Source organism: Diaphorobacter sp. HDW4B, from assembly GCF_011305535.1.
Classification (GTDB): Bacteria; Pseudomonadota; Gammaproteobacteria; order Burkholderiales; family Burkholderiaceae_C; genus Diaphorobacter_A.
In genome coordinates, this window is sequence record NZ_CP049905.1 from 3,507,598 (window position 1) to 3,520,159 (window position 12,562).

Consider the following 12,562-nt stretch of genomic DNA (forward strand, 5'->3'; position numbering starts at 1 on the left):
CAGGCCGGTGTGCTTGAGCGGCCGCGTTGGGCCGATCAGCCCTTCAGTCCCGGAAAATCATCCTCGAAGAATTCATGCTCGCCGCGCTCTGCGGCCTGCACCTTCTGCACCTCGTCCTTGCGCAGTTGCACGCGGCGGATCTTGCCCGAGATGGTCTTGGGCAGCTCGGTGACGAACTCGATGCGGCGAATGCGCTTGTAGGGCGCAAGGCGTTCGCGCGCGAACACGAAGATGTCTTTGGCCAGATCCTTGCTCGGATGCGTGCCGGTGGTGAGGATCAGATACGCCTTGGGCACGGCCAGACGCACGGGATCGGGACTCGGCACGATGGCGACTTCGGCCACCGCGTCATGCTCCATCAAGGCGCTTTCCAGCTCGAACGGGCTGATGCGGTAGTCGCTGGCCTTGAACACATCGTCCGCACGACCGACGAAGGTGATGTAGCCATCGGCATCGCGCTCGGCGGTGTCGCCCGTGTGGTAGTAGCCCTCGCGCATGACCTGCGCAGTCTTCTCGGGGCTGTCTTCATAACCCACCATCAGGCCCGTGGGGCGCGGCGACAGGCGCAGCGAGACTTCGCCTTCAGTGCTTTCCTTGTCGTCCACATCGAGCAGCACCACGTCGTAGCCGGGCAGGGGGCGGCCCATCGATCCGGGCTTGAGCTTCTGGCCGGGCGTGTTTCCGATCTGTGCGCAGGTCTCGGTCTGGCCGAAGCCGTCACGCAAAGTGAGGCCCCAGGCATCCTGCATCTGGTCGATGATTTCGGGATTCAGCGGCTCGCCCGCGCCGATCACTTCGCGCAGCGTGAGGCCTTCGCGCCACTGGCTCAGGTCTTCCTGGATCATCATGCGCCACACGGTGGGCGGTGCGCACAGGCTGGTGACCTTGTGGTCCTGCATGGCCTGCAGCAGGGCCTTGGCGGAGAAGCGTGCGTAGTTGTAGATGAAAATGGTGGAGCCCGCGATCCACGGCGCGAAGAAGCAGCTCCATGCATGCTTGGCCCAGCCCGGCGAGCTGATGTTCAGATGCACGCCGCCCGGTTGCAGGCCGATCCAGTACATGGTGGAAAGGTGGCCGACGGGGTAGCTCTGGTGCGTGTGCAGCACGAGCTTGGGCTTGGACGTGGTGCCGCTGGTGAAGTACAGCAGCAGCGGATCATTGGCGAATGTGCGGCCTTCGGCGGTGAAGGCCTTGGCGTGCTGGTCGGCATCGGCAAACGAGTGCCAGCCTTCCTGGCGCGCACCGACGTTGATGCGCGTGTACTCGCCCGAGAGGCCGCTGAACTTGTCGGTGTGTGCGCTCGCGACGATCACGTGGCGCACGCTGCCGCGATCGAGTCGATCCTGCAGATCGTCGGCGGTGAGCAGCATGGTCGCCGGAATCATCACCGCGCCAAGCTTGATGCACGCGAGCATCAGCTCCCACAGCGCAAGCTCGTTGCCCAGCATGAGCAGCACGCGGTCGCCGCGCTTGACGCCCAGCGCGCGCAGCCAGTTGGCGACCTGCGAGGAGCGCACGCTCATCTCGCCAAAACTGCGCTTTGTCTGGCTGCCATCCTCTTCGACGATGTGTAGCGCCGTGGCTTCGTTGCCGCGCGCCATGTGGTCGAAGTAGTCGAGCGCCCAGTTGAATTCGCCCAGCTCCGGCCAGCGGAATTCCCGGTAGGCACGGTCGTAGTCGGTGCGGTGCTTCTGCAGAAAATCACGCGCGGCGAGGAATGCGTCGCGCGATTGTTCGGGGCTGATGTGTGACATGGGCGCTGGTCTCCTTGGATCTTCTTCAAACCTTCGTGCATGCGCCAAAGCGCTGCGAGATACCTTGAATGTAGAGCGATTGGGTCGCACGCAGAGGCACGCTTACCGCAACGCTGGTTGCAAAAAGCGCCAGATATTCCACGGCATGACAAACCCGTGCCGGGCTGATTGTTGGCGGGCAAGAAAGCCGCTGTCTGTCAGCCAGCAACGGGTTTCGAGATTGATTTGAGAAAGTCGAGCATCGCCCGCAGCTTGGGTGGAATGCGCGGGCCGGGCGCATGCACCGCATAGGCCATGCGCGGCGCGTAGCTGCCGGTGAGCTGCCACTGCGGCAGCACCTGCACGAGCTGGCCGGTGGCGATGGCGGGCTCCGCCACGAAATCCACGACCAGCCCGATGCCGGTCTGCGCATCGGAGCGCAAGGCTTGCAGCAGGCCCAGACTGCTGGCGATGGTGAGCGGGGTGTTCAGCCGCACTTTGACCGGCGGCGCAACGGACGCATCCGTCGCATCGGCAGGAATGAACTCGACGGTGTTCTGAAACGCGCCGTAGCCCAGCGTCATGCAGCGATGCGCGGCGAGATCGGCGGGCGACTTCAACGCGGGATGCGCCTTGAGATAGTCAGGGTGCGCCACCAGCAGATAGCGCACCTCGCGCAGCGGATGCGCGACCAGCGACTGCGGCAGCGCGTCGTGCGTGGAGATGCGAATGGCCAGATCGATGCCTTGCGCATTCAGATCGACCATCGCATCGCTCATGCTGAGCTGTACATGCACTTGAGGCCACTGGCTGCAAAAGTGGGGCAGCAGCGGCGCGAGCCACAGATCGCCGAACACCACGGGCGCGCTGATGCGCAGCATGCCCTGCGGTTGCTGGCGATGGGCCGATGCCAGCGACACGGCTTCTTCGGCGCTTTGCAGCATGTGCTGGCAGGCTTCATGCACTTCGGCACCCACCTCGGTCAGCGAGAGCGCGCGGGTGGTGCGATGCAGCAGTTTCACGCCAAGGCGCAGCTCCAACCGGCCCACGCTGCGGCTCACGGCCGAAGTCGTCAACCCCAATTCGCGCGCGGCGGCGGCGAATCCGCTGCGCTCGACGACATGCGCAAAAACCTCCAGATCGGCCAGCGGCAGGGCGTCGTAGTTCATGGTCATGCAGTGCGTCTGGCGCAACGTGAAGGGCGGGTCACTGTTGAAGTGGAATCAACAAATCTTTGTTTGCGGCAGTCATTGTTGATTCTGTCGATGTGCGACATCATCCAGCAAAACCAAGGCGCTGCCAATGTGGGCAGCGAGGATGAAGAACACCATGAGCAGCACGCAGAGCACTTTCAGCCCCCGGATTTCAAGCAGCAACGCAGCCAGCACAGCGCGCACGGGCGGCGTCTGGCGCATGGCGCTGGCGATGGCGCTGTCGGGCACCATCGGCCTGTTCGTGATCGAAAGCGGCTTGCCCGTGGAACTGGTGGTGCTGTCGCGCTGCGTGATCGGCGCGTTGGCGCTGGGCCTGTGGATCACCGCGCGCCGTGAGTGGATGACGCTGGCTCGCGGCGATCTGCTGTGGATGGCGGTGGGCGGCATGGCGCTGGTCATCAACTGGGTGGCGCTGTTCCATGCCTACGCGTTTGCGGGCATCGGCATTGCGACGGTGGTCTATCACGTGCAGCCGTTTTTTCTGGTGCTGGTGTCGGCTCTCGGTGGCGAGGTGATCGGCTGGCGACGCGTGCCGTTCATGGTGCTGGCGCTGGCGGGTGTCGTGCTCAGCAGCGGCGTTGTGCACGAGATGCAGCAAATGCAAGTGGCGCAGACGGCTGCCGCCTCGCACGGGCAGGCCGTGATCTACGGCGTGCTGCTGAGTCTGCTGGCCGCCGCGCTCTACACGTTGACGGTGGTGGCCACGCGGCGCGTCAAGCAGGTGCCGCCCGCGCAGACCGCCATGCTGCAGATGACGGCGGGCGGCGCGGTGCTGGCGCTGTGGGCCTTGCCGATGTTGCTGGGCGGCGCAGCATGGCGCTCTGCTTCAGTGCCGCTGGCGCAGACGCTCATCTGCATCGCCACCTTGGGGCTGGTGCACACGGCCGTGATGTATGTGTTGATGTACGGCGCGTTCCAGCGGCTGGGCGCGGCGGCGATTGCGATTCTGAGTTTCATCTACCCGGCCATCGCGCTGACGGTGGACCTGCTGTGGTTCGGCATCCGGCCCGATGGTTGGCAGTGGCTGGGCATTGCGATGATTGCGGCCGCGATTGCCGGTTACCGCATCAGCGAGCTGCGTGCAGCCAGAGGCTGAAACATGCTGCAGTGCAATGCATAATGCGCCCGAAGGAGATTCACATCCATGGCGCAAAACGTGCTTGCCATCTATCCAGGAACGTTCGACCCGATCACGCTCGGGCATGAGGACATCGTGCGCCGCGCATCCCAGCTGTTCGATCGCGTGATCGTGGCGGTGGCGGCGGGCCATCACAAGAAGACGATGTTCAACCTCGAAGAACGCATGGCCATGGTGCGCGAGGCCTGCAAGCCTTGGCCGCAAGTCAGCGTGGAGAGCTTCGACGGTCTGATGCGCGACTTCGTGGTGGCGCGCGGCGGCAAGGCCATGGTGCGTGGTTTGCGCGCGGTCACCGACTTCGACTACGAATTCCAGCTCGCAGGCATGAACCGCCATCTCATGGCCGATGTGGAAACCGTGTTTCTCACGCCGGGCGACAAGTACCAGTTCATCAGCAGTACCTTCGTGCGCGAGATCGCCACGTTGGGCGGCGAGGTCGACAAGTTCGTCTCGGACAACGTGCAGCAGAAGCTCAACGAAAAGCTGGCGCTGTTGAAGAAGCCGTGAACGGTTGAAGCGTTTGAAGAATGAAGGCAGACCCCGAGGGGTCTGTTTTCATTTTCAGCCCTGCTGGGCAGCGGTGAGCGCCGCGCGAATCTGGCGCACGTTGTGGATCATGGACGTGGGGCCGGCGCTGCCCATCAGGTACCAGCCCTTGGGATCGAGGAACAGCACCTGGCCGCGCTTGCCTGCCGTGGTGGCGCGGATGGTGGCGTTGTCGAAGACCTTCTGCGATGGGATGGCAACGCCACCACCAGCGGCCGAGCCGGTTGCGGCGTTGCGGTCGATGACGTAGAGCCAGTCGGGGTCGATGCGGGCGATGTCTTCCATCGTGAACGACTGGCCGCGCGCAGGCACCTTGTCGGCGGCGAGGGCGGGTTGCACGCCGAGCACATCGTGCAGCAGGCCAAAGCGCGAGCCGGGCGCCTGCGCGCTCAGTTTGTCGTTGATGGCCAGCACCAGCAGGCCACGGCCCGCCTTGGCGGTGATGGGCTTGAGCGCGGCGATCTCCTCGGTCACCTGCTGCATCAACTGCTCGCCCGCGCGTTGCTTGCCGTGGAGCGCGGCGAGCGTCTGCACGTTGCGGCCCATGTCTTCAAGCAGATGCGCGCCGCGCGTGCTCATGTCGAGCGTGGGGGCGATGCGCGAGAGCGTTTCGCTGCGGGCAGCGGAGCGGCCTCCGACGAGGATCAGGTCGGGGCGGATCTGGCTGAGCGCATCGAAATCGGGCTCGAACAGGCTGCCTGCCACCGGGTACTTCGAATGATCCGCAAAGGCTTGCAGGTACTGCGGAAAGGCAGCGCGTGGTACGCCTGCAACGGGCAATCCCAAACTTTGCAATGCATCCAAAGCGGCCAGGTCATAGGTCACCACGTTGCGTGGTTGTGCGGCGATGCGGACCGTTCCCTTGGCATGCTGAACTTCCATCGGGCTCGGGTTGATTTGGGCCGACGTCAGACCGTGAAACGCAGTTGTACCAAGGGCTGCAGCCCAAGTGAGTGCTTCGCGACGGGTGAGCGGGCGGGGTGTGGAATTCGTGGTCATGGCGGGCTTTCTGATGTCGTTGAAATAGAGCACTGAGAAACTTGTGCACAAGTTCATCTGGTTGACAAATAACTTGTCATTGAAGATGGCTTGCGTTGACACAGTATCGCTGGATTGTTGTAATAAGAATGAATTCTATTTGCATTTTCGTTTTTGAGGGAAAACATGTCCATCTCGCATCGCCATACGTTGTTTGCCTTGAGTGCTATCGCTTTGGGTGTGCACGGTCTGGCCAGTGCCCAAACTGCACCGACCGAAGCCGCAACCGCAGTGGTACTTCCAGAAACAACTGTCCGCGCAACCGCCGAACAGGAACTCAAGCAGGCACTCGGCGTTTCGATCATCACGCAGGAGGAGCTGACCGAGCGTCCACCCGCCAACGACCTGTCCGAGCTGATCCGCACCATGCCGGGCGTGAACCTGACTGGCAACTCGGCCTCGGGCCAGTTCGGCAACAGCCGCCAGATCGATCTGCGCGGCATGGGCCCGGAGAACACGATGATCATGATTGACGGCAAGCCCGTGCAGTCACGCAATGCATCGAAGATGGGCCGCACCGGTGAGCGCGACACGCGCGGCGATTCCAACTGGGTGCCGGTCGAGGCGATCGACAGCATCGAAGTGATCCGTGGCCCGGCAGCTGCGCGCTATGGTTCAGGCGCTGCGGGCGGCGTGGTCAACATCATCACCAAGAAGCCTACCGACAAGCTGTCGGGATCGGTCACGGTCTACACCAGCCAGCCGCAGCATTCGGAAGAGGGCGACACCAAGCGTGCGAGCTTCAACCTGGCGGGCCCACTGGCAGAGAACCTGTCGTTCCGTCTGTTCGGCAACATGGCCAAGACGGATGCGGACGACACCTCGCTCAACAGCCATGTCTCCGATCTTTCTTTGGCACCGGCAGGCCGCGAAGGCGTGCGCAACCGCGATCTGAACGCCATGCTGCGTTGGGACCTGACACCGCAGCAAGTGCTGGAGTTCGAAGCGGGCACCAGCCGCCAGGGCAACATCTACGCGGGCGAGCGCCTGATGAACAGCGACACCAACGCCGCCAACATGCAGGCGCTGCTGGGTCAGGAAACCAACATCACGCATCGCAACACCGTGGGCCTCACGCATCGCGGCAAGTGGGATTGGGGCACGTCGCGCCTCGTGTTCCAGTCCGAGAACACGCGCCGTTCGCAGTATCCCGTGGGCCTGGCGGGTGGCCCGGAAGGATCGATCACGTCGACCGATTCGGCCAACATGGTGACCTCCAGACTGAACAACTATTTTCTGAACGGCGAAGTGAACACGCCGCTGAACATCGGTGGCCAGCGCCACATGCTGACGTCGGGCTTCGAGTACCGCAACGAGAAGCTCAACGATCCGGGCGCGAATGCGCAATCGTCGACCAGCGGTTCCGGCGACAGCATTGCCGGACTGACCGGCAGTGGCACGCGTTCGGGCAAGTCGGATGCGCAGACCTGGGCCTTCTATGTGGAAGACAACTTCGAGCCGGTCAAGAACCTGGTCTTCACACCGGGCCTGCGTTTCGATCACCACAGCCAGGCGGGCAGCAACTGGAGCCCGAGCGTGAACGCGACCTATCACCTGAGCGAGCAATGGTCGGTCAAGGGTGGCGTGGCGCGTGCGTTCAAGGCCCCCAACCTGTACCAGACCAACGTCGACTACCTGTACTACACACGCGGCAACGGTTGCCCGCTGAGCTCGCCCAACATGGGTGGCGGCTGCTACATCCGTGGCAATCCGGACCTGAAGGCGGAGACCAGCGTGAACAAGGAGCTGGGGGTGGCGTTCACCGATGGTGCAGGTCTGGACGCGAGCCTGAGCTACTTTCAGAACGACTACAAGAACAAGATCTACGCGGAGATGAACGACGGCACGTCCGCTGTGGTCGGCACCACGCAGGTGTTCCAGTGGATGAACGCCAGCCGCGCGGTGGTGCGGGGTCTGGAAGGCAACTTGACGGTGCCGCTGCTAGGCAATCGTGGCGACACGCTCAAGTGGGTGAACAACTTCACCTACATGATTAAGAACCACAACAAGGCCAACAACCAGCCACTGTCGGTAATTCCGAAGTACACGGTGAACTCGACACTGGACTGGCGCGTGACGCCGGTGTGGTCCACACAGGCTTTCGCCACGTTCTATGGCCGTCAGGAACCACGCACCATCAACACCGGCGGCGCGGCGGCCACCGGCGCTTCGTTGACCGAACTGGGCTCGTACGCCACCTTCGGTCTGGGCGCGCAATACAAGATCAAGGAGCAGCTGTCGATGAACTTCGGCGTGAACAACATCGGCGACAAGCGCCTGTTCCGCACGGCATCGAACTCGGCAGGTGGCGCGGCCACGTACAACGAACCGGGCCGTTCGTACTACGTGTCGCTGACCGGCAAATTCTGAGTGTTCCCATGCATCGATGAGGTCATCTGGGCGGCGCGCGCAACGCGTCGCTCGGACACGACCTCGTGCACGAAGCGCATCTTCTTCTGCGCCTGCGCGCTCAGCGCAAACGGATAGGCGTCGATCTGCCCGAGGCTGCGCGTGAGGCTGTTGAGCAGCAGCGTGGTCGGCACCAGCGCCGACAGCATGCTCTCGAACGGCGGCGGCGGCATGAGAAACGGATCGATGGTCGTGAAGTGTTGATCGCCCAGGGGACTGGGCACATTGATCTGCGTGTCGAAGCTCTTGGCGGTTTCCAGCAAGTCCACGAGATGCAGGTAGTGCGCCCAGGTCTCGGCCCAGTCTTCCCACGGATGGGCTGTGGCATAGGCGCTCACGTGCGTGTTCTGCCAGAGATGATCGGGCACGGGCGTGCGGGCGTAGTAGTCCTGCAGCGCCTGACCGTAATCGTGGCGTTCGTCGCCGAACAGCGTGCGAAATTCTTCCAGCCGATGGCCGGTGCCGCGCGCGATCAGCACATCCCAGAAATAGTGACCGATCTCGTGTCGCAGATGGCCGAGCAGCGTGCGGTAGGGCTCGTGGAACGCGACCCGGCGCCGCACGCGTTCGTCGTCATCGGCCTCGGCAATGTTCAGCGTGATCAGGCCCGAGGCATGTCCGGTGAGCACCGGCATGGAGCCCGGCAGATCGGCCAGAAACTCGAAGATCGGCCCGACTTCGCCCGGCAGGTGCACCAGTCCCAGCCGCACGTCGATGTAGAAGAGTCGTCGCTTGGCGGCCTCGATCTGACCCCAGCGCCTGACGTTGAGCGGCTCGGAGAGATCGGGCAGCAAGCGCGTTTGCCGGCATGCGGGGCACAGCGCGTCGTGGGGTGTCTGTGGTGTGTTGATCAGCGCGAAATTGCAGACCTGATAACGCGTGCGATTGGCGCACATGCGGTAGCGCAGATAGGGCTCTTCGCTTTCGCTCACGCCTGCGTTGGAGGTGTTCTCGTGCGTGACGCCCAGACCCGGCCGCGGCAGGCGGCGCTCCCACAGGTCGCCGCCTTCGCTTGCCGGTTGCAGCGCGACGACGTCCACATGCTCGCGCACGAAAGCCAGCGTGCTCCCGCAATGCACGCATTGGAAGCTTTCGAAGAACACCAGAAAGCCGCAGTGGCCGCAATGGAATAAGCGCATGGTGGGTGGATTGTGTCGTGGCCGGGTGAAAAAATCAGTACCGGGAAAACAGCAATGCCACAACCTTTGAGGGGCTGTGGCATTGCGGATCAGGTGTGGCAGGGCGCGCAGGCCCTGCATTCAGAGTGCAACAGACTTCAGCGATCGTCGCCACGACCACCGCCTCGTGCCAGCATGACCAGCACGGCGGCAGCGGCACCGGCGGCGGCTGCAATCACCAGAGACTTGGCAGGTTGCTCCTGCACATATTGGTTGGTGGCGTCGGCGGCCTGGTGGAACTGGCGGCGCGCACGCTGGCTGGAGTCAGCCATGTAGTTGATGCCGCGGTTGGCGAAATCCTGTGCGCGAGCGGCCAGATCTTCAATGCGCGAACTTGCACGCAGTTGCTCGTCCCACTCGTCCAGCTTTTCTTCGGCGTCGTCCAGTGCGCGGTTGGCTGCACGGCGTGTGCTGCGGGCCGCTTCCTTGGCGGAGTCCAGCGCGTCTTCGGCAGCGCCCTTGGCGGCGTCGGTCACTTTGTCTGCAGCCTTTTGCAAATCGCTCATTGAATATCCTTTCGTTGTAGTTCTGCAGTGGCGCGCGCTCCTCGCGCAATGCCATTGCAGTGACGGATTGGAGACCGGATATCGCATTCCGTTCTCCGGTTCATGGTCACTTGCGGTTGATCAGTCCCATGACGAAGGTGATGACCGCAATCACGATGAAAACGAAGAACAGTATCTTCGCAATACCAACTGCACCCGAGGCAATTCCCCCAAATCCGAACAGGGCGGCAACGAGTGCAATCACCAGAAATACTACTGCGTAATGAAGCATTTTTTTCATCCTCTCCAAATTCTCCAGATCATCTTGCGTATCTGAAGGTACGCAAGCCTGGCTGGTGGAAGGACAACTCTATTTCCCGCTCATGACGCAAAGCGACAGTAAGGGGGCCCAACGCTTGTAGGACTTGGCCTAGTCCCCACCGGATCGACGAGAGCTCACTGCCCCGTGCTGTGCGGCAGCGTGGCCGACACGAGAGTGCCTTCGCCGGACGAGGAGGTGACGGCGAGCCGCCCGCCCGCCGCTTCCACCCGATGCTGCATGCCCGCGAGCCCATGTGCGGTGGGCGAGATCATGTGGGTGTCGAAGCCGCTGCCGTTGTCCCGCACCTGCACGGTCACATGCGTGGGGTAGTCGTGCACGGTGATGAGCACTTTGCTGGCGTTCGCGTATTTGCCAATGTTGGTGAGGGATTCTTGAATCAAACGGTAAACGGTGAGCTGTGACGAATCGGACAGCTGCACGGGCTCCAGGCTGACGTCGATGTGGAGCTTGGAGCGCTCGCCGAATTCGCGCGTCAGGATCTCCAGCGAGGCGGTGAGCCCCAGGTTCGAGAGCGACGACGGGCGCAGGTCTTCGATGATGCGCCGCTTGAGCGCGATGACGGTGTTGAGCGTCTGCACCAGATGATTCAGGCGCGCGGCGACGTCCGGCGCATTGACATCCACATGCGATCTGAGCCGCGCCACGTCCAGCTTGGCGGCCGTGAGCAGCGCGCCCAGCTCGTCATGCAATTCGCGGGCGAGATGGCCGCGCTCCTCTTCGCGCACCTGCTGCAAGTGCGTGGCGAGCTTGCCGAGCGAGGCCGTGCGGTCGCGCACGAGCTGCTCCAACTGGTCGCGCTCATGCGCCTGTGCTTCCTTTTCCCGATCACTGACTTCCTGCAGTGCCTGGGCCTTGCGCAGATACATGTAGAAGGCGAGCAGGCCGATGGCGGCCACGGCGGCAATGCCGATGCGCGAGAGCCGAAGCGAATGCATGATGGCGGCGTTGGAGTCGTCGGCGCGTTGAATCGTCCGCTGGATCATGCGCTGCGAGGTGGCGCGGATGGCCTCCATGTGCCGAAGCCCGACATCGGTGGTCACCACGAACTGCCACGCGTCCTCGTTGCCGTTGCGGCGCAGTTGCAGGCTCAGGTCGAGCTCGGAAAGGCGTCGGGCGATCTGGTTGGACAGGTCGGTGAAGTCGCTGCTGTCTTCGGGAAACTCCCGCAGCAGCCCGTGCAGCTCGGCGACGTTGCTACCGATCGCCTTGGCACTTTCGGCATAGGGCTCGATGTATTGCGAATTGCCGGTCAACAGATATCCGCGCAAACCACTTTCTACGCTGAGCATTTCGCGCACCAGCCGATCCAGTGCTCGGCGCGTGTTCTGGGCCTGCTCCAGCCGTTGAATGGCGGCGTTGGAGCTGATGTATCCCGCCTCATTGATGGCGACCAACACCACTGCGGCCAGTATCGCCAGCAACATGTTGACGGTCATTTTCGAGAACGGAAACTTGCGCATGAATGTTAATCCTCGTAACACATTTCGATGGAACACCGATCAATTCTTACTGTTCCGTGGCATCATCCAATTGACTAAGTAATGAACCGGGGATCCTCTGCACAAATCGATCGTCAAGCAGCCAGAAGCAGATCGGGATGGGATTCAAGGCGAAAACCGCAGGGATAGCCGTAGCTATCCCGAGGATTTTCAACGCGGAAGACCGCCCGAGGCTGCGCTGGCATGCGTCGATTTGATTTGTGCAGAGGGTCCCTCGGGATCAATATTAGTCGCTAGTTCACTTATCAAATCAGTAGCAACTGATTGGAAAGTATCCGAATGATCAAAGTTGGAATCGTGGATGACCACGCGATTGTCCGCTCGGGACTCAAACAGTATCTGTCGGAGCATGTCGATTTGCGTGTGGTGGGCGAGGCCGCCAATGGCCGTGAAGCCATCGATCTCATTCGCGCACAGGAAGTGGATGTGTTGGTGATGGACCTGGCCATGCCCGGTCAAAGTGGTCTGGACGCGCTGGCCATGCTTCGCGCCAAGGCGCCGAACATGGGCATTCTCATTCTGAGCGGTTACCCCGAAGAGCATTACGCCATCAACCTGATTCGCCAGGGCGCGAGCGGTTATCTCAACAAGGAATGCGACCCCAAGGAAATCATCGAGGCCATTCGCACGATTGCGCTGGGCCGTCGCTACCTCACGCCAGCCGTGGCCGACCTGCTCGCGCAGCAACTCAACCGCAAGGATGATGCACCGCCACACGAGCAATTGTCCGAGCGCGAATTTCAGGTGTTCCTCAAGCTGGCGCGTGGTGAGACTGCGGGCGACATCGCCAAGTCGCTGTCGCTGAGCGTGAAGACGGTCAGCACGTACCGCACGCGTCTGATGGAAAAACTGGGGCTGTCGTCCAACAGCGACCTGACCTACTACGCCCTCAAGAACAAGCTGATCGATTGATCCGCTGGCCACGGGCCCAAGCTCAATGAAAAATGCTCTGCACGCTCAACGCGTCAGAGCATTTTTC

11 protein-coding genes are annotated in these 12,562 nt (G+C 62.3%); 4 read left to right on the forward strand and 7 right to left on the reverse strand.

The annotated features are described in order from the left end of the window. Window positions 1-35 precede the first annotated feature (35 nt). Together G7048_RS16080 and G7048_RS16085 are read right to left on the reverse strand one after the other, a co-directional pair. Window positions 36-1,754, reverse strand: coding sequence for an AMP-binding protein (locus tag G7048_RS16080; RefSeq protein WP_166069110.1), 1,719 nt, complete (start codon window positions 1,752-1,754; stop codon window positions 36-38). A gap of 197 nt (window positions 1,755-1,951) precedes the next feature. Continuing rightward, window positions 1,952-2,902 carry a LysR family transcriptional regulator gene (locus G7048_RS16085; protein ID WP_240933001.1) on the reverse strand — a complete coding sequence of 317 codons (951 nt, stop codon included), beginning with the start codon at window positions 2,900-2,902 and terminating at the stop codon, window positions 1,952-1,954. Window positions 2,903-3,062: 160 nt separating this feature from the next. Here G7048_RS16085 and G7048_RS16090 point away from each other — a divergent pair, with 160 nt between their 5' ends. Together G7048_RS16090 and coaD are read left to right on the forward strand one after the other, a co-directional pair. Continuing rightward, a complete protein-coding gene (locus tag G7048_RS16090) occupies window positions 3,063-4,043 on the forward strand; it encodes a DMT family transporter (RefSeq protein ID WP_240933002.1) in 981 nt (326 codons plus the stop codon). Window positions 4,044-4,091: 48 nt separating this feature from the next. Beyond that, window positions 4,092-4,592, forward strand: coding sequence for a pantetheine-phosphate adenylyltransferase (coaD, locus tag G7048_RS16095; RefSeq protein WP_166069111.1), 501 nt, complete (start codon window positions 4,092-4,094; stop codon window positions 4,590-4,592). Window positions 4,593-4,646: 54 nt separating this feature from the next. Here the strand turns inward: coaD and G7048_RS16100 are convergent, their stop codons facing one another. Next, window positions 4,647-5,630: a siderophore ABC transporter substrate-binding protein gene (locus G7048_RS16100; protein ID WP_166069112.1), complete on the reverse strand. Its 984-nt coding sequence runs from the start codon at window positions 5,628-5,630 to the stop codon at window positions 4,647-4,649. A 165-nt stretch (window positions 5,631-5,795) separates the two neighbouring features. Between G7048_RS16100 and G7048_RS16105 the strand changes: the two genes are divergently transcribed. Beyond that, window positions 5,796-8,039, forward strand: coding sequence for a FepA family TonB-dependent siderophore receptor (locus G7048_RS16105; protein ID WP_166069113.1), 2,244 nt, complete (start codon window positions 5,796-5,798; stop codon window positions 8,037-8,039). Here G7048_RS16105 and G7048_RS16110 read toward each other — a convergent pair. The 4 genes from G7048_RS16110 to G7048_RS16125 form a co-directional block, all read right to left on the reverse strand. Further along, entirely contained in the window at window positions 8,012-9,217 is a 1,206-nt protein-coding gene (locus G7048_RS16110; protein ID WP_166069114.1) for a putative zinc-binding metallopeptidase, read from the reverse strand. The two genes, G7048_RS16105 and G7048_RS16110, sit on opposite strands and share 28 nt — an antisense overlap. Before the next feature lie 137 nt (window positions 9,218-9,354). Further along, window positions 9,355-9,762, reverse strand: a complete 408-nt coding sequence (locus G7048_RS16115; protein WP_166069115.1) for a DUF883 family protein — start codon at window positions 9,760-9,762, stop codon at window positions 9,355-9,357. A gap of 106 nt (window positions 9,763-9,868) precedes the next feature. Next, the gene (locus G7048_RS16120; protein ID WP_166071004.1) at window positions 9,869-10,033 is read right to left on the reverse strand and encodes a DUF1328 domain-containing protein; all 165 of its coding nucleotides are present in this window, start codon (window positions 10,031-10,033) and stop codon (window positions 9,869-9,871) included. Between the two features lie 164 nt (window positions 10,034-10,197). Next, window positions 10,198-11,544 (reverse strand): CHASE3 domain-containing protein, encoded by a 1,347-nt coding sequence (locus G7048_RS16125; RefSeq protein ID WP_166069116.1) that lies wholly within the window; start codon window positions 11,542-11,544, stop codon window positions 10,198-10,200. Window positions 11,545-11,862: 318 nt separating this feature from the next. Here G7048_RS16125 and G7048_RS16130 point away from each other — a divergent pair, with 318 nt between their 5' ends. After that, a complete protein-coding gene (locus G7048_RS16130) occupies window positions 11,863-12,495 on the forward strand; it encodes a response regulator transcription factor (RefSeq protein WP_166069117.1) in 633 nt (210 codons plus the stop codon). Window positions 12,496-12,562: the final 67 nt, after the last annotated feature.